Here is a 25,343-nt window from a genome sequence, read left to right as displayed (position 1 = left end):
CCACTCGACTCGCGCTCGTCGCTTCGTCTCGCCCCCGCGACCATCAGGTCATGAGGCGAAGCGCAGCGAGCCGGGTGGAGAAGAACGGCCAACAATCCCAGTCAAGGCGGATCACCAGCGGCGTGGCCGTGTTGTCCGCAGCGAGACTGAACGAACCGTATGGTGTTCGGGTTCAAGCCTTTGCTTTGGTTACTTTCATTTGGGCTCAAATGAAAGTGACTCGCCTGCCGGGGCGAGACCCGGCGCGGCCTCACGCAGTGAGAAGAACCAACGCCCTCGCGCGCAGCGAGTCCCCCACCGGGATGAGGGCCCCCGTTCAGCCCCTGCCGACGAAGGGCATCTGCGTCGCCATGACCGTCATGGTCAGCACATTCGCTTCGAGCGGCAGACTCGCCATGTGCAGCAACGCATTCGCGACATGCTGCACATCCATCCGCGCCTCGACCATCGTGCTGCCATTGGCCTGCGGCACACCCCGCGTCATCCGCTCGGTCATGTCGGTGGCCGCATTGCCGATGTCGATCTGGCCAACCGCGATGTTGAACGGCCGCCCGTCCAGCGAGCTGGCCTTGGTCAGCCCGCTGATCGCATGCTTGGTGGCCGTGTAGGGCGCCGAGAACGGCCGCGGCGCGTGGGCCGAGATCGAGCCGTTGTTGACGATGCGCCCGCCCTGCGGCGTCTGCGCCTTCATCATCCGGAAGGCCTGCTGCGTGCACAGGAAAGCGCCGGTCAGGTTCACGTCGACCACCGCCTTCCACTGCTCGTAGGTCAGGTCTTCGAGCGGCACGGCCGGCGTGCCGGCACCGGCGTTGTTGAACAGCAGGTCGAGCCGGCCGAAGCGCTCGCGGGTCGCCGCGAACAAGGCAGCCACCGACACCGGGTCGCCGACGTCGGTGGGCACCGCCAGCGCGTTCGCGGCCCGCTCGCCGGCCTGCGCCAGCGTCTCCTGCAGCGGCTCGGCACGCCGGCCGGCCAGCACGACGCCCCAGCCTTCGCGCAGCAGCGCCAGCGCACAGGCGCGGCCGATGCCGGTGCCGGCCCCGGTGACGAGGGCAATCTTCAAGGAGGCAGTGGCGGCGGTGAAGGCGTTCATGGCGAAGGACTCCCGGTGTCCGCCGACGGCAGCTCGAAGCTGTCGGCGAAAGTGAAGAACAGCGATGCGTAAAAGGCGCTCATGACCATCAGCCACAGCGGCAGCATCAGCACCTTGCCCACCTCGACCTGGCCGAGCAGCGACGACACGAGGCTCACCAGGATGACGGCCGCCAGCACCACGCCGAACCACACGAGCAGGTAGATGACGAACGCGCCGCGGTTGCGCCAGCAGGCCACCAGGCTGAAGAACAGCGATTTCGACGCGCTCATGCCGCCCCAGTGCACCAGCCCCGGCGCATGCCACCAGACCACGCTGAGCACCGAACTCAGCACGAACAGCACCAGCATGCCGAGCTGCAGGCTGCCGTCGGACAGCCGGGCGTCGATCATCTCGGGCGTGGTGTTCGTGCTGTAAAGCAGCTGCTGCAGCTCGAGGATGCGCGAGCCGGCGATGGTGTAGGTCAGCAGCCAGATCAGGAAGGCCGCCAGCGCGTAGCCGGCATAGAGCCACAGCTGCGCGCGCCGGCGCGCGCGGTCGACCCGCAGCGGCGCGATGAAGACGGTGGGCAGCGGCACCTGGCCGGCCAGCGTCATGCGCGTCGCGATCATGAAGCCGAGCGACAGCAGCGGGAACATCCCGAGCAGCAGGAAGGGCCCGAGCACCGGCACGAAGGCGATCGCGAAGCTCGCGAACAGCGACAGGCCGAGCAGGCCCGAGAAGGCCAGCGGCCGTGTCGCGAAGGCGGCCAGGCCCTGGCGCACCCACAGGGCGCCGCGGCTCGCGGGAACATGCTGGAATTTCATCGGTGCAGGGAGGTCGTGAGCGGGCCCTAGGCCATCGCCGGGTGCCAGGCGTTCTCGACGCGCTGGCGCAGCACGCGCTCGAAGTGGCTGGGGTCATGGGCTTTCAGCACCGACGCATCGCGCGGCAGGTGCAGGTCCCACAGGCGGGAGATCCAGAAGCGCAGCGCCGCGGCGCGCAGCAGCGCCGGCATCAGCCGCCGCTCGCCGGAGCCGAGCGGCCGCACCGCGTCGTAGGCCTCGACGAAGGCGAGCGCGCGGTCTTCGGCCAGGCGCCCGGTGTCGAGGTCGATGCACCAGTCGTTCAGGCACACCGCGATGTCGAACAGCAGCGCGTCGACACCGGCGAAGTAGAAGTCGAAGAAGCCGGTCAGCGCATGGCCTTCGAACATCACGTTGTCGCGGAACAGATCGGCATGGATCGGCCCGCGCGGCAGCGCCGCATAGGCCGGCGACGCCGCCACCTGCTGCTGGAACGCGAGCTCGGTCTCGATCAGCTCGCGCTGCGCGTCGCTCAGGAAGGGCAACACCACCGGCACCGTCTCGGTCCACCACGCGAGGCCGCGCAGGTTGGGCTGCTGCATCGCGAAATCGGCGCCGGCCAGGTGCATCTGCGCGAGCGCGGCGCCGACGCTGCGGCAGTGCAGCTCGTCGGGCGCGAGCTGGTGGCTGCCGCGCAGGCGGTCGACCACCGCGGCCGGCTTGCCGTCGAGCTGGTGCAGGATCTCGCCGGCGGCATCGGCCTGCGGTTCGGGCACCGCGATGCCGTGGCGCGCCAGGTGCTTCATCAGGTGCAGGTAGAACGGCAGCTGCTCGAAGCTCAGGCGCTCGAACACCGTCAGCACGTAGCGGCCCTGCGTGGTGTCGGCAAAGTAGTTGGTGTTCTCGATGCCGGCCGCGATGCCCTTCAGCGTGCTCAGCTCGCCGATCTGCAGGCGGGCCACCAGCGCGGCGGCGGTGTCGAACGAAACCTCGGTGAAGACAGCCATCGTCCCGCTCAGAAGGCCAGCACTTGCCAGACCCGCTGGCCGGCGACACCGCGCGAGCCGTTGGGCGCCTGCGGCACGCCCTTCGCGGCGTTGTCCGGCAGGATCTCGTACTCGCCCTTCAGCGGCGCCTTGGTCTTGACGACGATGCGGCGGGTTTCACCGCGCACCCGCAGCTCTTCGATGCGCGAGCCTTCGTCTTCCTGGACCAGGCGGTCGACCTGCGGCTCGCCGGTGTCGAAGTTCTCGACCGGGGCCGGGATCGGCTTCGGGGCCGGCACGGGCTCGGCATGGAGCGCCAGGGAGGCGGACGTCAGGGCCAGGCAGGCCAGCGCGGGCAGCAGCTTCATGGGGCGCATTGTAGGCAGCGCTGCCGCCCGCGGCGCCCCCCAGGGTCAAGGCCCGCTCAGTCCGGCCTCACCCGCAGGAAGCTGGCGAAACGCGGCAGGCCGCTTTCATGAAACCCGCGGTAACGGTAGGTCACGGTCGCGCCGATCGGCGGCGGCCGGCGGCGGTCGGCATCCTTCAGCCCGCTGCCGAGGCGCAGGCGCCGGCCGTCGGGCAGCTCGACCAGCAGCGCGCCGACCTGCCCGGCGTACTTGCCCTCGCCAGGCAGGTGGCCGACGACGCGGGCTTCGGCATCGTCCTGCGGCTTCAGCTTCAGCAAGGCGTCGCTGCGGTTGCGCTGGTAGAGCGCGTCGCCGCGGTGCAGCACCAGGCCTTCGCCATTGACGGCGACCACGCGGCGCATCAGCCTGTGCAGCTCGGCCTCGTCGGCCACGCGGCCGTGCACCACCGCCTCGATCCACGGCGTGCCGACGGTGCGGACCAGCGGCAGGATCGCTTCCCGCCGGTGGTCGAAATCGGCCGGCTCGTCGGGCAGGTCGAACACCATGAAGCGCATCTCGCGCCACGCGGCGTCGTCGGGCACCTCGGCGGCCACCGCCGACGCCGCCGCGGTGAAGCGGCCTCGGCCGGCCCACAGCTCGCCGTCCATCGCGCGCTGCGGCCAGCCGGAGGTGAACCAGGCCGGCACCCGGATCGGGTGGCCGTGGCGCGTCAGCAGGCGCTGGCCGTCCCAGTAGCCGCGCACGCCGTCGTATTTCTCGCTGACCCAGTGCAGGCCAGGCTGGAAGGCGCCCGCGCGGTACGGCTGGGCCAGCATCACCGCGGGCGCCGCTGCCACGGCTTGCGCGACGCCCACCTGCAGCACACCGACTTGCAGAGCCACGACCAGGAGGGACAGCGCGACAGGGGGCGACATGAGGAGCCTTCGCGGTGGATGAATTCGTTCAGCTGCCTACAGCTTTTCGTCGCTCGTCGTCTCGCGAACCGACCCGTCAGCCGACGGCTCGGACCCAGGGAAGGTGGCCATCCTTCTTGCGGTGTGTTCGTCGTACCCTGAAAGCAGGGCCTGAGTCAGGCGCGCTTCCCTGTCTTGAGCGGCCATGGACATCGCATAAGGCGTGCAGCGGTCCTGCCCGAATGTCGGGACGGTTCCGGTTGCTCCCACCCTGGCACGGCTCATGTCATGCACGATGGGAGGAGGGTTCCGGGGCGATGGCGGCGTCGAGTTCGACGGTGTCGTGCGAACAGCGGAGCTGGATCCGGACGGGGATTGGGGCGGTGTCATGCGAGCGGTCTTCCATCAAAAGGGTTGCCTGCGTTCCGTCCCGCCGCCGTCGTGGCCACAGGACACCCGCATGAGTAACCGCCACCCCTCCCGGGTTCCATCGCCCGCACCATCCGCCACAATCACCCGATGGACGACACCCTTCCCAACGATGCCGGCACGCTGCTGCTGGTCGACGGTTCCAGCTACCTCTACCGCGCCTACCACGCGCTGCCCGACCTGCGCAGCGCCGAAGGCTTCCCGACCGGCGCGCTGCATGGCATGGTGGCCATGCTCAAGCGCGCGCTGATCGACGTGAAGGCCGGGCATGCGGCCTGCGTGTTCGACGCGAAGGGCAAGACCTTCCGCGACGACTGGTACCCCGAGTACAAGGCCCAGCGCGCGCCGATGCCCGAGCCACTGGTGCAGCAGATCGAGCCGATCCACGAGGTGGTGAAGCTGCTCGGCTGGCCGGTGCTGATGGTGCCGGGCGTCGAGGCCGACGACGTGATCGGCACGCTGGCGCGGGTGGCGGCCGAGCGCGGCCACCGCGTCGTGATCTCCACCGGCGACAAGGACCTGGCCCAGCTCGTCAACGAGCGGGTGTCGCTGATCAACACGATGAGCAGCGAGAAGCTCGACGTGCCCGGCGTGATGGTCAAGTTCGGCGTGCCGCCGGACCGCATCGTCGACTACCTGACGCTGATGGGCGACGCCGTCGACAACGTGCCGGGCGTCGAGAAGGTCGGCCCGAAGACCGCCGCCAAGTGGATCGCCGAATATGGCTCGCTTCAGGGCGTGATGGACGCTGCCGCGAGCATCAAGGGCGTGGCCGGCGAGAACCTGCGCAAGGCGCTCGACTGGCTGCCGACCGGCCGCAAGCTGGTGACGGTGCGCGACGACTGCGAGCTGGCCGAGCACCTCGCGGGCTGGCCCGACTTGGCCGGGCTGGCGCTGAAGCCGACCGACGACGCCGGGCTGCTCGACTTCTATGGCCGCTACGGCTTCAAGAGCTGGAAGCGCGAGCTGGAAGCGGCGGTCGCCGCGCCGCCGCCGGCGCCGGTGAAGGCGGCCAAGCCACCGAAGCCGCCAGCCGACAGCGCGACCGCCGACATGTTCGGCGACGGTGCTCCGGACGAGCCCGCTGCCGACACACCCACCGAGCCGGCCGCCGACGGCCGCTACGACACCATCACCAGCTTCGAGGCGCTCGACGCGTGGATTGCGCGGCTGAAGGTCGCGCCGCTCGCGGCGCTCGACACCGAGACCGATTCGCTCGACCCGATGCGCGCGCAGCTGGTCGGCATCTCGTTCGCGGTGCAGCCGGGCGAGGCCGCCTATGTGCCGCTGCGCCACAACTACGCCGGCGCACCCGAGCAACTGCCGATCGACGAGGTGCTGGCGCGGCTGCGCCCGTGGCTCGAGGATGCCGCGGCGCCGAAGCTCGGCCAGAACATCAAGTACGACATCCACGTGCTGCAGAACGCCGGTGTCACTGCGCGCGGCTTCGTGCACGACACGCTGCTGCAGAGCTACGTGCTGGAGGCGCACCGGCCGCACAGCCTGGAGAGCCTCGCCGAGCGCCACCTGGGCCGAAAGGGGCTCAGCTACGAAGACCTGTGCGGCAAGGGTGCGAGCCAGATCCCGTTCGGCCAGGTCGACATCGAGCGTGCCGCGCGCTATTCCGGCGAAGACAGCGAGATGACGCTGCAGGTGCACCAGGCGCTGTGGCCGCAGATCCAGGCCGAGGAAGGGCTGCGCCGCGTCTACCAGGACATCGAGATGCCGACCGCGATCGCGCTGCAGCAGATCGAGCGCAACGGCGTGCTGATCGATGCGCTGGTGCTGTCGGCGCAGAGCCAGCAGCTGGGCGAGCGCATGCTGGCGCTCGAACAAGAGGCGCACGAGCTCGCCGGCCAGCCGTTCAACATGGGGTCGCCGAAGCAGATCGGCGAGATCCTGTTCACCAAGCTCGGGCTGCCGGTGGTCAAGAAGACCGCGAGCGGCGCGCCGAGCACCGATGAGGAAGTGCTGGACAAGCTGGCCGAAGATTACCCGCTGCCGGCCAAGCTGCTGGAGCACCGCAGCCTCGCGAAGCTGAAGGGTACCTACACCGACAAGCTGCCGCTGATGGTGAACCCCGAGACGCACCGCGTGCACACCAACTATGCGCAGTCGGTGGCGGTGACGGGGCGGCTCGCGAGCACCGACCCGAACCTGCAGAACATCCCGATCCGCACGGCCGAGGGCCGGCGCGTGCGCGAGGCCTTCATCGCGCCGCCGGGGCATGTGATCCTGAGTGCCGACTACTCGCAGATCGAGCTGCGCATCATGGCCGACATCAGCGGCGACGCGAGCCTGCTGAAGGCCTTCGCCGAAGGCATGGACGTGCACCGCGCGACGGCGGCCGAGGTGTTCGGCATCGAGCCGGCGGCGGTCACCAGCGAGCAGCGGCGCTATGCGAAGACGATCAACTTCGGGCTGATCTACGGCATGGGCGCGTTCGGGCTGGCGTCGAGCCTGGGCATCGAGCGCAGCGCGGCGACCAACTACATCGAGCGCTACTTCGCGCGCTACCCGAGCGTGAAGGCCTACATGGACGAGACGCGGGCGTCGGCCAAGGACAAGGGCTACGTCGAGACGCTGTTCGGCCGCCGCATCTACCTGCCCGAGATCAACGGCGGCAGCGGCCCGCGGCGCGCCGGTGCCGAGCGGCAGGCGATCAATGCGCCGATGCAGGGGACGGCGGCCGACCTGATCAAGCTCGCGATGGTCGCGGTGCAGAACGCGCTGCTGACCGAGCGGCGCGCGACGAAGCTCGTGATGCAGGTGCACGACGAACTGGTGCTCGAGGTGCCGGAAGCCGAGCTGGACTGGGTGAAGGCCGAGGTACCGAGACTGATGGCCGGCGTCGCGCAGCTGAAGGTGCCGCTGGTGGCGGAAGTGGGGATCGGGCGGAACTGGGACCAGGCGCACTGATGAACAAGACCCAAATTCCTTTGCTGATCTGCGCGTACCGGCCGCGCTACCTCGATGCCGTGCTGAAGTGGCTGCGCTCCATCGGCGCCGAAAGCGACTACAAGATCTTCGCCTGGGACAACGGGGGCGCGGCCACGATCCTCAGGCAGGCCGGGCTCGAATGGCAGTGCGTTCGCGACGAGGCCACGCAGGAGCCGGTCAACGTCGGCAAGGCGCTGGCCATGCGCTACCTCTTCGAGGTCGTCAACGACACCATGCCGGACGCCGATTGCTACATCTGCATGGACGACGACATCGTTGCCGACCGCGCCCACCTCGCGGCGCTCGTCGCGGCGGCGCGGCGCCCCGGCATGGGGATGATTGCGCCGCGCTTCCACCCCTTCAACTCGGTCGCTCCGGAGGGTGGGACGGTGACGCATTTCGACGCCTGCCCGCGCTGCCGCAAGCCCGGGTTCCCCGCGTTCGGGCAGGCCTGCGAGGTCTGTGGTGGAACTGGAAAGGATCCGACGGGCCTGCGCCTGCGGACGTACCCGGTCGAAGACCGCACGGTGCACAAGAAGGGGAAGGTGGCCGGGGGACTGTTCGCGGTGTCGAAGGCCGCCATCGGAAAGCTGCCATGGGCACCCCACCCCTACCCGATCCTGACGGGCGCCGACCAGATGCCCGCGGTCTACTGGACCGAGGACGCGACGCTCGATCACGGCCTGACGGTTGCCGGACTGATCAACGGCTATCTGGAGGGCGACGAGCACATTCCGGCGATCCATCTTCCGGAACTGGATCCCGCCTACATGCGTTGGAAGCTGCAGGCGCGGGAGCGGCCGGGGTCGTCGAGTTTCGTCCCGTCGCCCACCGCGCCCTGAGCCGTGGAAAAAAGGGGCCGCAGGCTTGACTGCGGCCCCTTTCCTCTTCTCTCGAGCGTGGGCCACTCATGCGGCCAGCTCCTCCCTGATCAGCCGAGTTCCGGCAGCCCCGTCAGGTAGCCGACGGCGGCGCCGAACTTGTCCTTGTAGTTCGCCTTGACCAGCGGATCCACCGCGGTCTTCACCTCGGCCGGGATCGCCGAGATGTACTCGCCCGGGTGCTGGAAGTTGCTCATGATGTAGGTCCAGCCGTTGATGTCGTCGACCGCGTGCAGGCCGGTCGACTCGGCGCCCGACGGCACCGACAGGATGCGCGACAGCTTCTTCGTGTCGACGTTGTAGGCCCACAGGAAGTTGTTGACCCGCGTGCTGCTGTCCTCGCCGATGAACAGCGTGCGCATCTTCTCGGAGAACTTGATGTTGTCCGGATTGCCGATCTTCTCGGGGTTGGTCGTGTTGCCCAGGCCGTCGGCGAGGGCCAGGTCTTCACCGACCAGCAGCGCCTTGGTCTGCACCGGCACCCATTCGCTGTTGATCGCCGCACCGGCCGTGTCCTTCTGCGCGCCGGCCAGCGTGTGCGCCAGGACGCCGCCGGCCACCAGCTTCTTGTCGAGGCTCACACCCATTTCTTCGCGCCAGGCGGCATCGCCCTTCACCATCGACGCCTGGATGTTCTGCAGCGCCGAGTAGGCGATCTTGTCCTTGGCGTTGACGGTCGTGCCTTCCATCTTCGTGAAGGCCATGCTCGCGCCCTTCAGGTTGGCATAGCGGTGCGTTTCCAGGAAGGCCGCGGCCTTCTCCATCCCCGGCACCAGCTTGACCCAGTTGGCCTTGCCGTCGCAGAAGACCTTCGTGTAGCTCGCATCCGCCGGATCGGTCTTGCTGACGGCCATGATGTCGGAAGGCTTCAGCGTGTTGGCCAGGGCCTCGATCTCGGCGCTGGTCGCGTGGCCCAGGTTGATCCAGGTCAGCGGCGCACCCGCGGCGGCCGGGTCGATCGAGAAGCCGGCGCCGACCTTGGCGACGTACAGCGTGCCGGCCGACAGGTCCTTCTCCTTGTCGGCGACGAACATGAAGAAGCCGCCGTTGGTGTAGTCGTCACCCATGATCGCGGTGCGCTGGTCCGGCATCACCTGGATCAGCTCGTGCGAGATGCGGCCCAGGCAGTAGTGCTTCCTGATGCTGCCGGTGCCGTCCGGGTTGACCGTCACTTCCGGCAGGTGGCCGTAGTGGTACGGGTTGGCCTTGGCCGGGTCGCCGAAGGTGTTCTTGCTGAACGCGAGGAATTGCGCGGTCGTGCTGGCGAACGGCGCATCGGGCTCGTACTCCTCGCTCGACAGGTGGGTGCCCCACGGCGACAGGCTGGCGCCGCAGGTGATCCACAGGCCGTGCACCGACGAGGTGTCGACGTTGTGATATTTCACCAGGCTCAGCTTGCCGGTGGCCTGGTCCTGGTCGAGCGTCAGCACCGCGATCGGCGACGGCAGCGTGCCGTAGGTGCTGACACCGTCCTGGCCGGCGGTCGTGTACTCGAACTGCACGACGGCGAACACCGCCTTGCCCTTGATGCCGGGCACGGTCGGGTTCGGCACGGTCAGCAGCGAGCTGCCGTCCGGCGAGTCGGAGAAGAATTGGCGCTCCTTGCCGACCACCGAGGTGTCCATGATCTTCTCGCCGGCCATGTTGACGTAGCCGCCGGCGAGGATGGTGCTGCCCTTGCCGTCCGGCACCATGTCGCCGGTGACGAAGAACGGCTCGTACTTCAGCGCGAAGGTCTGTTTGCTGCCGTCGCTGTAGGTGGCGACCAGCTTGGAGCCGACCGTGGCGGTGGCCATCGCGGCCGGCTCGGCCTTCGTGGGTGCGGCCATCGCGGTGAACTCGACCGAGGTGACGGTCGCGGCGGGGGCGGCCGGCGCCGGGCCGTCATCACTGCCACCGCAGGCGGCCAGCAGGCCGGCGAACGCGGTGGAACTCGTCACGGGCAGCAACGGGGCTCCGGACAACAGCTTCAGGAGACGGCGGCGCGCGTCGACGGTGGGGTGGCTCATCTGGGCTTCCTTGGAGAGTGAGGGTTGCACGTCACCGCGCCGTGGCGGGTCGTGTCGAGGTGTGTCTTGGCGTGCGGCAGGTTAAGCAGGCTCGGTGAAAGCGGCGTGACACCCACATGACAGTCGCATGACGCCTCGAAACACCTTGCCGCGGCACGCCGGAAGGCCGCTTGCGCGCTTGCGTTCATACTGTCGCCCGACCACCAAACACGGAGAAGCCTTGGCATGAGCAAGATCCACTTCATCGGCGGCGAAAAGGGCGGCGTCGGCAAGTCGCTGATGGCACGGGTGCTGGCGCAGTACCTGATCGACCGGCAGATGCCCTTCCTCGGCTTCGACACCGACCGGTCGCACGGCGCGCTGATGCGCTTCTATGCCGGCTACGCATCGCCGGTGCTGGTCGACCGCTACGAGGCGCTGGACGCGATCGTCGAGGCCGCGGTGGACCAGCCCGACCGCCGCGTGCTGGTCGACCTGGCCGCGCAGACGCACGACCCGCTGGTGCGCTGGATGGACGAATCGGGTGTGCTGAACCTGCTGGACGAGACGAACTCGCAGGTCTTCTACTGGCACGTGATGGACGCCGGCAAGGATTCGGTGGACCTGCTGAAGAAGCTGCTCGACCGCTTCGGCCCGAGCTTCAAGTACGTGCTGGTGCGCAACCACATCCGCGGCAGCGACTTCTCGGTGCTGGAGCAGTCGGGCGAGCAGGCGCGCGCGCTGTCGTTCGGCGCCAAGGTGGTGACGCTGCGCAAGCTGCACGACAACGTGATCCAGAAGATCGACGCGGCGAGCGTCAGCTTCTGGAATGCGCGCGAGGGCGAGGCCGACGGCACGCTGGGGCTGATGGACCGCCAGCGCCTGAAGATGTGGATGCGCGACGTCTACCGCGAAGTCGACGACGTCGAGGTCTGAACGCTACTTCGCACCCTTGGTCGCCGCCTGCGCGATCTTGAAGAAGATGTCGGTGTTGTCCATCACGCCGCTGAACAGCGACGCCCCGCGGCCGAGCGCTGACAGCGGGACGTCGGTGGCGGTGTGCACGGCCTGGTCGCCCGGCACCTGGCCGGTCACCAGGAAACCCGCACCCTGGTTGCGCACGCTCGGGTTCGCCGGGTAGCCGCTCTGCGGTGCCTGGCCGACGAACGGTTGCTGCGAATCCTGCGTCGGCGTCGCGTTGGCCAGCCAGCTCTCGTAGCGGTCGGCGTTCGCGCCGTAGCCGATCAGCATCTTGTAGTCGACGTCGGTGCTCTGCGGGTAGCCGTCGGTGGCAATCACGTACTTCGGGAACTTCGCGGCTTGGTAGACGCCGACCACCGGGTCGCGCAGCGTCGCAGCGCTCGGCGCGCTGGCGCCCTCGGCCGGCGCGGCGGCGGCGCGGATCGCGGCCACCGGCTTGGTCGACGCACCGATGATGGCCGCGCCAGAGCATTCATGGTCGGCCGTCACGATGACCAGCGTGTCCGGGTGCTTCGCGGCGAAGTCCTTCGCCACCTGCACCGCGCGGTCGAACTCGATCACCTCCAGCAGCCAGCGGTCGGTGTCCATCAGGTGCGCCTGCTTGTCGATCGACGCGCCCTCGATCAGTGCGACGAAGCCGTTCTTCTGGCGCGACAGCACCTGCAGCGCGGCGGCGGCCATCTCGTCGAGCATCGGCTGGTCGGGGAAGCCGTAGTCGTCGACGATGGTCGAGACCCCGCGGCGCTTGTTGATCTTGTCGAACGCGACGTTCATGTTCGAGTACGCGAACAGGCCGAGCAGCTTGTCGGCACCGGCCGCCGCCGCCAGCCCGAGGCGGTCGGGCGCATAGGCGAAGCCGGCCCCCTGGAAGTCGGCGATCAGGTCGCGCGACGGGTCCTTCGCACCCACCGCCGCGCCCCAGCCGGCCACCAGGTCCGACGGCAGCACGTAGTCGGTCTTCGCGTCGCGCTGCGAGCCGTTGACGGCCTGGCCGTTGCGCGAACCATCGGCCTTCAGCGCATCGCCGTTCGGCAGGAACCACTTGCGCCCGCCGCCCATCAGCACCGACAGCCCGGTGAGCCCGCGGTCGTCGAGGAACTGGTCGACGATGCCGGTGCCGTTGCCGCGGTTCGCGGTGTGCACCGCATTCGCGGCCGGCGTCGCGTCGAACACGTCGGCGGTGGTCACGACGCCGAGCGCCTTGCCCTGCGTGCGGTGCAGGTACTCCGACAGGTACTCGACGCGCGGGTTGTCGAACGCATCCAGCGTGTCGTCCGGGAACACGCCTTCCTGGTTGTTCGCGGCCTTGTTGCCGGTCACGTAGTTCGACATGCCGGGCGACGAGTCGGTGACGATCGCGTCGAGCGACGAGGTCATCACCATGCCGGTGTTCGGGAAGGTGTCCATCGCGAGCGCCGCATGCGCCTTGCCCTGCGCATAGCCCTTGGCCATGATGCGCGCCGCGGTGCGGTGCGCCGCGCCCATGCCGTCGCCGAGCAGGATGATGATGTTCTTCGCCTTGCGGCCGGCCCCTCCAGCCTCCAAGCCTTTGAGCGCGACCACCTCGAAGTTGCCGGTGGCGCTGACGCGCTGGCCGTCGCTCTGCGTCGCGTTGACCGTCAGCCGGTGGATGCCGGGCTTCGCGTTGGAGTAGGCGCGCTGCGAGACCACCGCGGCGTTGCTGCCGGCCGGCAGGCTCAGGCCGGTCGTCACGACGCTGGTGACGGCCTTGGCCGGCTTCAGCGGCACGCCGTCGACCGCGAACTCGAAGGCGGCGAGCGTGGCGCCGGCATCGAGCCGCACGGTGGCCTGCAGGTCGAAGCGCTGGCCCGGCAGGAAGCGCGCGATCACCGGCGGGTTCGGGTCGTTCGACGTGAACAGTTCGCTCGGCGGTACGAGGCGCGTGACGCCCGGGGCGGCCTGGGCCGAGGCGGCAGCGAGCAGGAGAGCGGCAACAGCAAGGCGGATCATTTCGGGGACTCCAGGAGAACGGATGCGGATTCGGGGTCGAGCACGAGGCGCACGAACGAGGCGCGACCGTCGGCCTCGCGCTGCGCGCCGACCTGCAGCGTGCCGCTGAGCGAGACGAGGCCGGGGCGGTACGCGATCGTCCGCGCGGCCAGCGGGCCGGCGAGGTGCAGGTAGAGCGTCGACGCGGGCAGGTCGTCGGCGAAGCTCTCGTCTTCGTCGCCGAGCGAGACCGGCAGCGGCGCGAGCAGCGCGATGCCTGGTGGGGCCGACGCGGCGTCCTGGTGCGCGAGGTAGCCGGTGATGTGCACCGGCTGGCCGTCGAGCGACAGCAGGCGTGCGCTGGGCGCGAGGCCGCGCGGGCCGACCGGCAGCTGGAAGAACTCGCGGAACTTCAGCTCGGTGGCCGCGACCCCGGGCACGGGCGCAGGTCCGGCCTGGGCCGCGACAGAACCCAGCAGCGTGGCTGCACCCAGCAGCCACGCTTTACAACAACGACGCATGGGTCTCCCTCCACGACTCCCCGAGCTCGTCGGATGATCGCGGGGCGCCATGACAGGCGCGTGACGCCGGCTCAGTGGCTCAGCAGCACGACCTCGTCGACGAAGGCGGTGTTGTCGCCGGCGGCGTTCTGGCCCGCGAAGCGCAGCGTGTGCGCGCCGGCACCGAGCGCGATCGGCGGCGTCGTGAACGACTCGAACTGCGTCGATCCCGGCGTGAAGCTGCCCAGCAGGTTGCCGTCGAGGTAGACGCCGAGGGTCTGCACGCCGCCGAAGCTCCAACCCCGCCGCGCCGACTTGAAACGCACCGCGTAGCGCCCCGCCGACAGGTCGGCCAGGCCCTGGCTCATCGCGCCGCCGCTTTGCACGAAGGCCGTCTGCACGCCCTCCGGCGCGGCGACCGCGCCGAACGCGCTGCCGTTCTTCTGCAGGCCCGAGCCGCTGGGGCCGCTCTCCGGCGTGAAGGTCCAGCCGGCGTTCGCCGCACCGTACTGCACGCCGTTGCCGGTGGCCACCGCCGGCGACTCGAAGCCCGGGTTCTGCGGCAGGTTGCTCGTCCAGCAGCGCTTGGCCACGCCGAAGATCGGGTCGCCGAAGCTCGCGTTGTCGCAGGCCACCGGGCCGCTGCGCGTCAGCAGGCGGTACGACGACTGCGCGCCATACGCCACCGTCCTGGTGCGGTCGAAGCTGCAGCTCTGGCCTTCCAGTGCGCACGGCGTCCAGATGCCGATCGCCGGCGGCCGCTCGGTGTCGCTCAGCTCGCAGTGCTTCACGACGTTCGGGGCCGGGTCCCCGAAGGTCGCGTTGTTGCAGGCGACGCCGCCGTTGAAGCTGCCGTAGACGAAGCTGCTGCCGTTGCCGTAGCGCACGCCGCGCGCGCCCTCGAAGACGCACTGCCCCGCCTCTGGCGCGCAGCTCGCCCACGCAGCACCGGTCCCGGCCGTGCGGAAGCTGCGCACACCCGGCTGGACGCCGCGGAAGTAGATGTAGCGGGCGTCCTGGTCGGCGCTCGCGATGCCGGCCGCGCCGGTGAAGGCACTGCCGTTCCACACCTCCACGCCGTCGATGCTGACGCGCCGGTCGATGCCGAAGCGCGGGATGCCGATCACGCCGACCGAGCCGGTGTGTGCGCTGCTGTCGACCGTCATCGTGAAGCTGCCGTCGCTGCCGCGGTCCCAGCTGTTCTTCACGCGCCGGCTGCCGTCGAATGTCAGCTGGCCTTCGACGTGCGTCAGGTCGCCCGGGTGCGGGATCACGCCGTACTGCTGCCCCTTCGCCGTGGTCGGGCTGATGCCGAGCGTGTAGAAGGTCAGCGCCGAGGTCGGCCCGGACGACCAGCCGTGCGCGTGGCTGACGAACCACGGTGCATAGCCGCCGCTGCCGCCGTCCGCGCCGTAGCCTTCCCAGAAGGTCCCGGTGCCGCGCGTCGGGTGGTTGAGCATGAAGCCCCATTGCCGGCGCATCAGGTCCAGCGCATCGGCATCGCGCGAGGCCACCGACATCGCCATCAGCTGCATCGAGCCCGCGAAGCCGGAGATGTTGCCGCCCCACTCCGGTGTCAGCGCCCCCAGCGTGCCGAGGTTGGAATTCAGGTAGCGGGCGATGGCGGCCGGCTTGTCGGCGCTGTCGGTCACGCCGTACCAGACCGCGAGCGAGTTGCCGTCCTGCGGCAGCAGCACGCTGTCCGGGTTGTCGCGGTAGGCGCCGGCGGCGGCGTCCCACAGCGTCGCGTTGATGCGCGCCTTCAGCGTCGCGGCCGCGCTCGCGTAGGCGGTGGCCGTCGCGCCGTCGCCCAGCGCGGAGGCCAGCTTGGCCCCGGTGGTGAGTGCGCGGTACAGCATCGCATTCGCCGCGATGTTCTCGCCGCCCTGGCCGCCGCGCGCCCAGTCGTTGGTGCCGGTCACGTTCAGCAGGCCATGGGCACCGTTCACCTTGGCCTGGATGAAGGCCATGCCCTGCCGGTACTTCGGCCAGATCGAGCGCACCCAGTCGATGTCGCCGCTGTAGAGGTGGTAGGTCTCGGTGCCGATCAGCGTCCACAAGTGGTAGGTGTCGGAGCCGTACAGGTCGAAGGGCGGGCCGGAGTACGGCAGCTCACCGCTCGCCTTCTGGCTGTCGTACAGGCGCTGCAGCGCGTTCTTCACCGACAAGGTGTCGGCGGTCGACACATAGCCGACCGCGGCCGAGATGCCGAGGTCGCCCGACCACACCGTGCGGTCGCGCTTGGCGGCATCGGTCAGCACCGTCGTGCCGCCGCTGACCACCGCGGTGTTGTCCCAGCCGGAGGCAAGCAGCTTGCGGCCCTGGTCGGGCGCGATGGTGTTGGTCTGCACCGTGTAGGCGCCGGCATACCAGAGCTTGTTCAGCAGGTCGTCGTTGCTGTAGAAGTAGTTCGGGTAGGCGCTCGGGTCGGCCATCGCCGGCGCCGGCGTGAAGCGCAGCCGGATGTTCGCGAGGTGCACCCAGCCGTCGGAGTTCATGAACAGCGTCAGGTAGCGGAAGCCGCCGCGCAGGCTGGCCGCCGGCATCGTGTAGGTCGTGCCGGTCGTGCTGTTGACGCTCGCGTAGATCGCGCCGTCGGTGGAGCTGCCGGCGCCGTGGTTCAGGCCGGCGTTGGAGCCGTCGCTGATCGGGCCGACGTACTCGCTCGACTCGGTGAAGGCCAGGCCGACCGATTCGGCGCTGCTGCCGGCAGCGGGGAAGTCCAGCGAGACGAAGCCGCCGACCTCCTTGCCGAAGTCCAGCACCACGTAGCTGCCGCGGCCGGACATCATCGCGGTGTTGCCGGTCAGCAGGTTGTTCGGGTTCTGCACCGTGCCGACGGTCTTGAAGACCGCGACCGGCGTCACGGTGCGCGACGACGGTGACAGCATGTAGCGGCTCCATGGCGTCGCGGCGGCGGCGGCTTTCTCCGACGCGCCGGCCGATGCGTTCGCATCGCGGGGCGCCGACGTCGTGCCGCCCGGGTCGCCGCCCCCACCGCAGGCGCCGAGCAGCGCGCCCCAGGCCGTCGCCCACGCGACGATGAAGAATCCCGCTCCGTTGCGTCCCTGCATGGTCTTGCCTCCTGTTGTGGAGCGGGACTCTACGGAGTGTCGATGCGCCGATCAAACGACGAAAGCTGATCGGCGGGATAAGAGAGGCTTATGCCGGCGCCCCCGGCTGCGGATTCGTGAAAGCGCTACCAGGACAGACGCGGCGGCAGCATCGCGGGTAGAACCCGAGTGATGCGACGACCGCCGGCGCAAGGGGCCGGCAGCCGCCTGCGGGTTCACCATGAGCCGGCGTTTTCAGTTCACCGGCGTCAGCTTCGCCACCGACAAGGCCAGCCACTTCATGCCGTGCCGGCCGAAGTTGATCTGCGCGCGCGCATCGTCGCCGGCGCCTTCGAGCGTGACGATCACGCCCTCGCCGAACTTGGTGTGGAACACGCTCTGGCCGGTGCGCAGGCCGTGGCTCGCGGTGGTCTTCGGGCCCCCGGGCTGCACCACCGATGACGGCCGCGGCTCGACCCGCCCGGCACCGACGATCGAGTTCAGTCCCGAGCCGCGGGCCCAGGCCGCCTGGTACTCGCGCGCATAGCCCGAGCCGAAGCCCTGGTTGCGCGGCGTGATCCACTTCAGCGCCGCCTCGGGCAGCTCGTCGAAGAAGCGGCTCTTGACGTTGTAGCGCGTCTGCCCGTGCAGCATGCGCGTCTGGCTGAAGCTCAGGTACAGCCGCTTGCGCGCCCGCGTGATCGCGACGTACATCAGCCGCCGTTCTTCTTCCAGCCCGTCGAGGTCGGACACGCTGTTCTCGTGCGGGAACAGCCCCTCCTCCAGCCCGGTGATGAAGACCGCGTCGAACTCCAGCCCCTTGGCCGAGTGCACCGTCATCAGCTGCAGCGCGTCCTGGCCGGCCTGCGCCTGGTTGTCGCCGGCCTCCAGCGACGCATGCGTCAGGAAGGCGGCCAGCGGCGACATGATCTCGCCGGTCTCGGCGTCGGGCGTCTGCTCGAGCGCGGCGATCGTCTCGGCGCCGCCATGCTCGTCCACCGGCAGCGCCACCGCGTTCTTGCCGAAGCCTTCCTGCGTGACGAAGGCCTCGGCCGCGTTGACGAGTTCGTCCAGGTTCTCGAGCCGGTCCTTGCCTTCCTTGTCGGTCTTGTAGAAATCGACCAGGCCCGACGCATGCAGCATGTGCTCGATGATCTCGCGCAGCGTCTGCCCGCGCGTGGCCTCGCGCATCGCGTCGACCAGCGCCGTGAAGGCCTGCAGATTGCCGCCCGCCTTGCCGCTCAACGCGCCGACGCTCTGGTACAGGCTGCGCCCGCTCTGGCGCGCCGCATCCTGCAGCTGCTCGATCGAGCGCGCGCCGATGCCGCGCGTCGGGAAGTTGACGACGCGCAGGAAGCTGGTGTCGTCGTTCGCGTTCTCGATCAGCCGCAGGTAGCTCAGCGCATGCTTGACCTCGGCGCGCTCGAAGAAGCGCAGGCCGCCGTACACCTTGTACGGGATCGCGGCGTTGAAGAGCGCGCTCTCGATGACCCGGCTCTGCGCATTGCTGCGGTACAGGATCGCGATGTCGCGGCGCGCGATGCCGTCGCGGTGCAGTTGCCGCGCTTCGTCGACGAACCACTGCGCCTCGGCGAAATCGCTGGTGGCTTCGTAGACGCGCACCGGCTCGCCCGGGCCCGCCTCGGTGCGCAGGTTCTTGCCGAGCCGCCGCGAGTTGCGCGAGATCAGCTCGTTGGCCGCATCGAGGATGTTGCCGAACGAGCGGTAGTTGCGCTCCAGCTTGATCACCTGCTCGACATGGAATTCGCGCTCGAAATCGGCCATGTTGCCGACCTGCGCGCCGCGGAACGCATAGATGCTCTGGTCGTCGTCGCCGACCGCCAGCACCGCGGTGTGCGGGCCGGCGAACATCTTCAGCCAGGCGTACTGCAGCTTGTTGGTGTCCTGGAACTCGTCGACCAGGATGTGCCGGAAGCGCCGCTGGTAGTGCTCGCGCAGCGCGGCGTTGTCGCGCATCAGCTCGTAGGTGCGCAGCATCAGTTCCGCGAAATCGACCACGCCCTCGCGCTGGCACTGCGCCTCGTAGGCCTCGTACACCCGCACCAGCGTGCGCTCCTGCTCGTCGCGCTGCTCGACGTCCTTCGGCCGGCGACCTTCTTCCTTGGCGCCGGCGATGAACCAGGTGACCTGCTTCGGAACGAAGCGCTCTTCGTCGAGGTTCATCGACTTGATGACCCGTTTGACCGCCGACAGCTGGTCGGCCGAGTCGAGGATCTGGAAGCCCTGCGGCAGCCCGGCAAGTTTCCAGTGCGCGCGCAGGAAGCGGTTGCACAGCCCGTGGAAGGTGCCGATCCACATGCCGCGCACCGGCACCGGCAGCATCGCACCGAGGCGCGTCAGCATTTCCTTGGCGGCCTTGTTCGTGAAGGTGACCGCCATCACGCCGCCGGGCGTCAGCTGGCCGGTCTGCAGCAGCCATGCGATGCGGGTGGTCAGCACGCGCGTCTTGCCGGAACCGGCACCGGCCAGGATCAGCGCCGGCCGGGCCGGCAGCGTCACCGCGGCGAGCTGCTCGGGGTTCAGGTTGTCGAGGAGGCGGCCGTCGGCGCCGGGGTCGCGCTGTGGCGAAGAGAAGTGCTCGCTGGAGCCGTCGTCATGCATCCGTCGATTGTAGGGATGGACGCCGGCAAGCCCGTTTCCTACGATGGCGCTTTGGTCGGAGGGCCGAGATGGATCCTGGCTTCGCCCCGCAGCGCGCGTCGCGTCGCCTGCCCTGGGTCGACACCGCCAAGGCCCTGGGCATCGTGCTGATGTTCTACGGCCATGTGGTGCAAAGCCGCGCCGGCGGCGACAACGCGTCGGCGATCGACCAGCTGCGGCTGATCTACGCGTTCCACATGCCGCTGTTCTTCGTGCTGGCCGGGTTGTTCTTCCACCCGGTGGCCGCACTGCTGCCGCGGCTGCGCACGCTCGCGCGGCTGCGCCTGCTGCCGGTGCTGTTCTTCGGGCTGCTGCTGCTGCCGCTGTGGTCGCTGAGCGCGGTCAAGCACCACTTCGCGTGGTGGTACTACGCGCAGCCGCTCGGCGCGGCCTACCTGCGCGGCATGCCGGAGCTGAACTGGGTGACCTGGTTCCTCGTCTGCATGTTCGTCTGCGAGGCAATGGCGCTGGTGCTGCTGCCGCGCTTGCAGCAAGTGGCGGCACGGCTCGCCTTCGCGGCCGCCTGCATCGTCGGTGGCGTGTTCCTGTGCAACCACGGCGGTGCGCTGGAGGGCTGGGTCGCGCAGGTCAGCCGCGTCTGGTTCGTGCGCGAGGCGATCGTCGCACTCGGCTTCTACACGATCGGCCAGGTGCTGCGGCCCTTCCTGCAGCAGCTCGCCACGCACCGCGGCATCGCGCTGGTGGTGACGCTGGCCTGCAGCAGCGCGCTGCTCGCGACCTACCGGTTGAACCATCCGCACGATGCGCAGGCGGTGATGATGGCGGCGGCCCAGCACGGCGATGCGCTCGGCTTCGCGTTCAGCGCGCTGGCCGGCACGCTGGCGGTGATCGGCCTCGCGATGCTGCTGCCGGCCACGCGGGCGGCGGCCTGGATCGGCCGCAACAGCCTGCCGCTGATGGGCCTGAACGGCGTTTTCTTCCACTTCTTCAACCCGAAACTGGCCGAGAGCATCCCGCTGGCCGACACGCCGCTGGCGGTCGCCGCGTATGCCGCGGCGATCAGCGCGGCGTCGCTGGTGGCGTGCGTGCCGCTGGTGGCGCTGCTGAACCGGTTCGTGCCGCAGTTCATCGGCAAATCCCGCCCGCCCGCGGCGGCCGCGACCACAGAAACAGGACCGGCCGAGGGGGCAAGCCCCGCCGCGTAGAATTCGTCACCGGGCCCAAATTTTGGCGCCCGGTTTTTCGTTTCGGCGCCCTCGCATTGCTTCGAGGCCTTCCGCCGGCCGGCCGGGTTCCAAGTCAAGCGCTCTTCATCACCCTTTGGAGCCTGACCATGGAAATCTTCGACTACGACAACGTCCTGTTGCTGCCGCGCAAGTGCCGCGTCGAGAGCCGCGCCGAATGCGACGCATCGACCGAACTCGGCGGCCGCAGCTTCAAGCTGCCGGTGGTGCCGGCCAACATGAAGACGGTGGTCGACGAACCGATCACGCAGTGGCTGGCCGCCAACGGCTACTTCTACGTGATGCACCGCTTCGACCTCGACACCGTGGCGTATGCGAAGCGCATGCGCGACCGCGGCCTGTTCGTCTCGATCAGCTCGGGCGTCAAGCCCGACGACTACGCGGTGATCGACCGGCTCGCGGCCGAGGGCGTCGGCGCCGACTACATCACGATCGACATCGCGCACGGCCATGCCGAGAGCGTGCGCAAGATGATCGACCACATCCGCCAGCGCCTGCCGGCCACCTTCATCATCGCCGGCAACGTCGGCACGCCCGAGGCGGTGATCGACCTGGAAAACTGGGGCGCCGATGCGACCAAGGTCGGCATCGGCCCGGGCAAGGTCTGCATCACGCGGCTGAAGACCGGCTTCGGCACCGGCGGCTGGCAGCTGAGCGCGCTGAAGTGGTGTGCCCGCGTGGCGACCAAGCCGATCATTGCCGACGGCGGCATCCGCGACCATGGCGACATCGCGAAAAGCGTGCGCTTCGGCGCCGCGATGGTGATGATCGGCTCGCTGTTCGCCGGCCATGAGGAGTCGCCCGGCAAGACGGTCGAGGTCGACGGCAAGGTCTTCAAGGAGTACTACGGCTCGGCCAGCGACTTCAACAAGGGCGAGTACAAGCACGTCGAAGGCAAGCGCATCCTCGAGCCGGTGAAGGGCAGGCTGGCCGACACGCTGCGCGAGATGCGCGAGGACGTGCAGAGCTCGATCAGCTACGCCGGCGGCACGCGGCTGAACGACATCCGCAAGGTGAACTACGTGATCCTGGGTGGGGACAACGCGGGGGAACATCTGCTCATGTAGCACGAAGGCCGGCGAGCGCCGTGTGTCAACCCCGACACCCGGCGACACCCGGCCCCACGAAGACGCAACCTGCGCGCAACACGGTTTCGTTTGAATCGACCGGTGCGACAGCGCCACGCCCGCGACTGCGGGCGCGACGCCATCGTCCCCCTCGATCCAAAGGAAACATTGTGAAGCTGAGATTGTTCGCGCCCCTGCTCGCGGCCGTGGTGGCCGCGCCCCTCCTGTTGACCGGCTGCGGCGGCAGCAGCGACGACGGCCCGGGCTATGTCCGCCTCGTCAATGCCACCGCCAGCTACGCGTCGCTGGACCTGTACGACAACGACGTGAAGGCCAGCGCGGCGGTCGCGAGCAACGCCGTCGGCGACTACGCGACCATCGGCGCGGGCTCGTACACCTTCTACCTGAAGCCGGCCGGCTCCAGCACCGCGGTCGCTGCAGCGGCGCAGTCGGTCAGCGACGGCGTGCACAACACGCTGGTCGCCTACACCACCGCCAGCAGCCTGCGCACCCGCTACCTGACCGACAACGAAGCGGCGCCGACCTCCGGCACCGCGAAGTTCCGCGTCTTCAACACCTCGTACGAAGCCGGCAATGTCGACATCTACGTCACCGCGCCGACCGACTCGCTCACCAACGCGACCGCGAACGCGCTGACGGTCGGCGGCGAACGCTTCTCGACCTATGGCGAGATCACCGCCGGCACCTACCGGATCCGCGTGACCGCCGCCGGCGACAAGACCGACGTGCGGCTCGACATCCCGACGGTCGTGCTGACCGACCAGCAGATCCTGACGCTGGTGCTGACCTCGACGCCGGGCGGCGTGCTGGTCAACGGGCTGCTGCTGAACCAGCAAGGTCCGCTGCAGGCCCAGGTCAACGGCTACGCACGCGTACGGCTGGTCGCGGGCGCGGCGGCCTCGGGCACGGTGGCGGCAACCGTCAACGGCATCGCCCTGTCCAGCGGCACGGTGTCGACCGGCAAGCCGCCGGCGATCGGCACCTACCTGCAGGTACCGGCCGGTGCGCTGACCGCCAGCGTGTCGATCAACGGCACCGACGTGAGCCCGACCGGCCTGACCGCCGCACCGGGTGCCGACCTGACGCTGCTGGTGCTGGGCACCGCTGCGGCACCGCAGGTCTCGCTGATCAGCGACGACAACAGCCCGGCGCTGACCAGCGGGTATGTGAAGCTGCGGCTGGTCAACGGCGTCAACGGGCTGAATTCGACGCTGACACTGCAGGCCAACAACGGCGTGCTGACGAAGAGCTCGAACATCGCGTTCGGTGCCGCCGCCGAATCGACGCAGGTGATCGGCAGCACGACGGCCAGCCCGACGCCGCTGGAGGTTGATTCAGCCACCTCGTCGAGCGCGCTGTACGCCGCGAACGTCGCGCTGTTGACGCCGGGGGTCTATACGCTGTTCATGCTGGGGGATGCGGCGACGCCTTCTGCGGTGCTGCGGCTGGACAGATGACAACCCCTCGCCCGACGAGCACGTCGGGCGACGCGGCGCTCGGCCTGCGGGGTGAGCGCTAGGCGGCGATCTTCAGCGTCAACGCGATGCCGAACGCCCCGTCGGGCGCCCGCGCCAGGCTCAGCGTCCCGCCGAGCTGGCGCGCGATCTGCGACACGATCGCCAGGCCCAGGCCGCAATGGCCGAGCGAACTGCGCTGGCGGTCCAGCCGCACGAAGGGCTGCAGCGCCTGGGCGAATTCGGCGGCGTTCAGGCCGGGGCCGTGGTCGAACACCGCGATCGACACGCCGCCTTCGCAGCGGCACAGGTCGACCGTCACCGGCCGCACCCCGTAGGCCAGCGCGTTGTCGATCAGGTTGCTCAGCAGGCGCTGCACCGCGATGTCGGGCAGCAGTTCGTCGACGCCATCGCCGCGCAAGGTGACGCCGGGGTCGGCGTACATCGCGACCACCGCGCGGCCGGTGTCCCACAGCGGCTGCAGGCGGCCGAGCTGGATGTCGGCACCGCCCTGCACGTAGGCGAGGAACTGGTCGACGATGCGCTGCACCGAGCCCAGGTCGTGCAGCAGCGCGTCGCCCACCGATTCGTCGCACTGCGTCTCGATGCGCAGCCGCAGCCGCGACAGCGGCGTGCGCAGGTCGTGCGACACGCCGGCCAGCAGCTGGCCGCGCGTGCGATCGGCCTCGTCGAGGCTGCGCGCCAGCGAGTTGAACGCGCGCGCGATCTGCTGCAGCTCGTCGCTCGCGCCAGGCTGCAGTTCGATCGCCCGCAGCGCGCCGCGCCGGGTCGCGATCTCGTGCGCCAGGCGCTTCAGCGGCAGCGCGATCACGCGGAAGCCGATCCACAGGCTCAGCGCCGCGGTGCCGAACAACAGCGCCAGCAGCGCCAGCAAGGTGATCGTCGGCGCGTTGCGCGGCGATGCATGGCGGTGCACGAAATTCCAGCGCTCGCCGTCGATGTCGGCCTCGATGCGCAGCACCAGCCCGTTGCGGTCGCTGATGTCGAGCACCGCGTCATGGCCGAGCGATCGGGTGACGATGTCCTGCAATCCGCTGGGCAGCTCGATCGACGGCCGGCGCAGCGGCCCGACGATGTCGGCCCCGCCGTCCGGCGCACCGCTGCGGCCGACCCAGAACGGGCCGTACGACAGCTCGACGGCGACCCGGTCACGCTCGTCGGGCGGCGTCGTCAGCAGGTTCTGCTGCGCCTGGTGCGCCTCGCCGACCACCGCGACCAGCATGCCCTCGCTGAACGGCTCGAACAGCAGCGCGCGCAGCAGCAGCAGTTGCGCGATCAGCGACGCGACGCTGATCAGCCCCACCAGCCAGGTGACGCGGCCGGCCAGCGAGCGGGGCAGCCAGTGCATCAGCGCGAGGTTTCAGGCACGAACATGTAGCCGTGGCCGCGCACCGTCTGGATGAAGCGCGGGGTGCCGGGATCGGATTCGACAAGCTTGCGCAGCCGCATCACGGTGACGTCGATCGCGCGCAGCAGCAGCGACTCGCTGCGCGAGTGCGAAACCGCCAGCAGCCGCTCGCGCGACACCGCGACGCCCGGGTTGGCCACCAGCTCGGCCAGCACCGAGAACTCGACGGTGCTCAGCACGCGGGTGGCGCCGTTGCGGAACAGGCAGCGCGCGCTGACGTCGAACACGCTGCCGCCGAACTTGACCGGCGCCTGGTTCATCTGCGACAACCCCGGCGGCACGATCGCGCGCCGCAGCACCGCATGCACCCGCGCCAGCAGCTCGCGCGCCGAGAACGGCTTGCCGAGGAAATCGTCGGCACCCATTTCCAGCCCCAGCACGCGGTCGATCTCTTCGCTGCGCGCGGTCAGGATGATGATCGGCACGCGGTCGCCTTCGGAGCGCAGCTTCTGGCAGGCCTGCAGCCCGCTCATGCCGGGCAGGCTGACGTCGAGCACCACCAGGTCGGGCCGCAGCCGGTGGATGCGCCGCAGCAGGTCTTCGGCGGTGGCCATGCCGGTGACGACCAGGCCCTGCTTCTCCAGGTAGTCGCACAGCATCGTGCGCAGCGGGTTGTCGTCCTCGACGACGTAGAGGTGGTAGGGCTTGCTCATGGGCGC

The 25,343-nt window shown here is 69.3% G+C and carries 18 protein-coding genes; 6 read left to right on the top strand and 12 right to left on the bottom strand.

Annotated features, from left to right (window positions below):
* Positions 1 to 316 precede the first annotated feature (316 nt).
* The 5 genes from ASC98_RS07765 to ASC98_RS07745 are packed head-to-tail and all read right to left on the bottom strand — an operon-like array spanning position 317 to position 4,146.
* Positions 317 to 1,093: an SDR family oxidoreductase gene (locus ASC98_RS07765; RefSeq protein ID WP_056810936.1), complete on the bottom strand. Its 777-nt coding sequence runs from the start codon at positions 1,091 to 1,093 to the stop codon at positions 317 to 319.
* On the bottom strand, positions 1,090 to 1,899 hold the full coding sequence (locus ASC98_RS07760; protein WP_056810933.1) for a BPSS1780 family membrane protein: 810 nt from the start codon (positions 1,897 to 1,899) through the stop codon (positions 1,090 to 1,092). Before ASC98_RS07760 ends, ASC98_RS07765 begins: the two co-directional genes overlap by 4 nt.
* Positions 1,900 to 1,925: 26 nt before the next feature.
* On the bottom strand, positions 1,926 to 2,885 hold the full coding sequence (locus ASC98_RS07755) for a homoserine kinase (RefSeq protein ID WP_056810930.1): 960 nt from the start codon (positions 2,883 to 2,885) through the stop codon (positions 1,926 to 1,928).
* A gap of 8 nt (positions 2,886 to 2,893) precedes the next feature.
* Complete coding sequence (locus ASC98_RS07750; protein WP_056810927.1) at positions 2,894 to 3,232, bottom strand: hypothetical protein; 339 nt, start codon at positions 3,230 to 3,232, stop codon at positions 2,894 to 2,896.
* Between the two features lie 56 nt (positions 3,233 to 3,288).
* On the bottom strand, positions 3,289 to 4,146 hold the full coding sequence (locus ASC98_RS07745; RefSeq protein ID WP_056810923.1) for a DNA ligase: 858 nt from the start codon (positions 4,144 to 4,146) through the stop codon (positions 3,289 to 3,291).
* Positions 4,147 to 4,644: 498 nt separating this feature from the next.
* On the opposite strand from ASC98_RS07745, the gene polA reads away from it, so the two are divergent.
* A complete protein-coding gene (polA, locus tag ASC98_RS07740; RefSeq protein WP_056810920.1) occupies positions 4,645 to 7,473 on the top strand; it encodes a DNA polymerase I in 2,829 nt (942 codons plus the stop codon).
* Positions 7,473 to 8,336 (top strand): hypothetical protein, encoded by an 864-nt coding sequence (locus ASC98_RS07735; RefSeq protein ID WP_157598115.1) that lies wholly within the window; start codon positions 7,473 to 7,475, stop codon positions 8,334 to 8,336. The genes polA and ASC98_RS07735 overlap by 1 nt, the downstream gene beginning before the upstream one ends.
* A gap of 89 nt (positions 8,337 to 8,425) precedes the next feature.
* Here the strand turns inward: ASC98_RS07735 and ASC98_RS07730 are convergent, their stop codons facing one another.
* A complete protein-coding gene (locus ASC98_RS07730) occupies positions 8,426 to 10,384 on the bottom strand; it encodes a PhoX family phosphatase (RefSeq protein WP_056810913.1) in 1,959 nt (652 codons plus the stop codon).
* Positions 10,385 to 10,609: 225 nt separating this feature from the next.
* Between ASC98_RS07730 and ASC98_RS07725 the strand changes: the two genes are divergently transcribed.
* Positions 10,610 to 11,299, top strand: coding sequence for a mobilization protein (locus ASC98_RS07725; protein WP_056810911.1), 690 nt, complete (start codon positions 10,610 to 10,612; stop codon positions 11,297 to 11,299).
* Positions 11,300 to 11,302: 3 nt separating this feature from the next.
* On the opposite strand, the gene ASC98_RS07720 is transcribed toward ASC98_RS07725, so the two are convergent.
* From ASC98_RS07720 to ASC98_RS07710, 4 genes are all read right to left on the bottom strand, one after another.
* A complete protein-coding gene (locus ASC98_RS07720; RefSeq protein ID WP_157598116.1) occupies positions 11,303 to 13,315 on the bottom strand; it encodes an alkaline phosphatase in 2,013 nt (670 codons plus the stop codon).
* On the bottom strand, positions 13,312 to 13,734 hold the full coding sequence (locus ASC98_RS30180) for a hypothetical protein (RefSeq protein WP_157604800.1): 423 nt from the start codon (positions 13,732 to 13,734) through the stop codon (positions 13,312 to 13,314). The genes ASC98_RS07720 and ASC98_RS30180 overlap by 4 nt, the downstream gene beginning before the upstream one ends.
* A gap of 152 nt (positions 13,735 to 13,886) precedes the next feature.
* The gene (locus ASC98_RS07715; RefSeq protein WP_056810908.1) at positions 13,887 to 16,868 is read right to left on the bottom strand and encodes a trehalase family glycosidase; all 2,982 of its coding nucleotides are present in this window, start codon (positions 16,866 to 16,868) and stop codon (positions 13,887 to 13,889) included.
* Between the two features lie 234 nt (positions 16,869 to 17,102).
* The gene (locus ASC98_RS07710; protein ID WP_056810905.1) at positions 17,103 to 19,469 is read right to left on the bottom strand and encodes a UvrD-helicase domain-containing protein; all 2,367 of its coding nucleotides are present in this window, start codon (positions 19,467 to 19,469) and stop codon (positions 17,103 to 17,105) included.
* 68 nt (positions 19,470 to 19,537) lie between these two features.
* Here ASC98_RS07710 and ASC98_RS07705 point away from each other — a divergent pair, with 68 nt between their 5' ends.
* From ASC98_RS07705 to ASC98_RS07695, 3 genes are all read left to right on the top strand, one after another.
* A complete protein-coding gene (locus ASC98_RS07705) occupies positions 19,538 to 20,674 on the top strand; it encodes an acyltransferase family protein (protein WP_056810903.1) in 1,137 nt (378 codons plus the stop codon).
* Between the two features lie 128 nt (positions 20,675 to 20,802).
* Positions 20,803 to 21,780, top strand: coding sequence for a GMP reductase (locus tag ASC98_RS07700; protein ID WP_056810899.1), 978 nt, complete (start codon positions 20,803 to 20,805; stop codon positions 21,778 to 21,780).
* 170 nt (positions 21,781 to 21,950) lie between these two features.
* Positions 21,951 to 23,258 carry a DUF4397 domain-containing protein gene (locus ASC98_RS07695; RefSeq protein WP_162249321.1) on the top strand — a complete coding sequence of 436 codons (1,308 nt, stop codon included), beginning with the start codon at positions 21,951 to 21,953 and terminating at the stop codon, positions 23,256 to 23,258.
* 58 nt (positions 23,259 to 23,316) lie between these two features.
* Here the strand turns inward: ASC98_RS07695 and ASC98_RS07690 are convergent, their stop codons facing one another.
* Together ASC98_RS07690 and ASC98_RS07685 are read right to left on the bottom strand one after the other, a co-directional pair.
* Complete coding sequence (locus tag ASC98_RS07690; RefSeq protein ID WP_056810893.1) at positions 23,317 to 24,624, bottom strand: ATP-binding protein; 1,308 nt, start codon at positions 24,622 to 24,624, stop codon at positions 23,317 to 23,319.
* Complete coding sequence (locus tag ASC98_RS07685; RefSeq protein WP_056810890.1) at positions 24,624 to 25,337, bottom strand: response regulator; 714 nt, start codon at positions 25,335 to 25,337, stop codon at positions 24,624 to 24,626. The genes ASC98_RS07690 and ASC98_RS07685 overlap by 1 nt, the downstream gene beginning before the upstream one ends.
* Positions 25,338 to 25,343 lie beyond the last annotated feature (6 nt).

The sequence above is a fragment of the Rhizobacter sp. Root1238 genome (genome assembly GCF_001425825.1).
GTDB lineage: Bacteria > Pseudomonadota > Gammaproteobacteria > Burkholderiales > Burkholderiaceae_C > Rhizobacter.
This window is presented reverse-complemented; position numbering and strand designations above follow the sequence as displayed.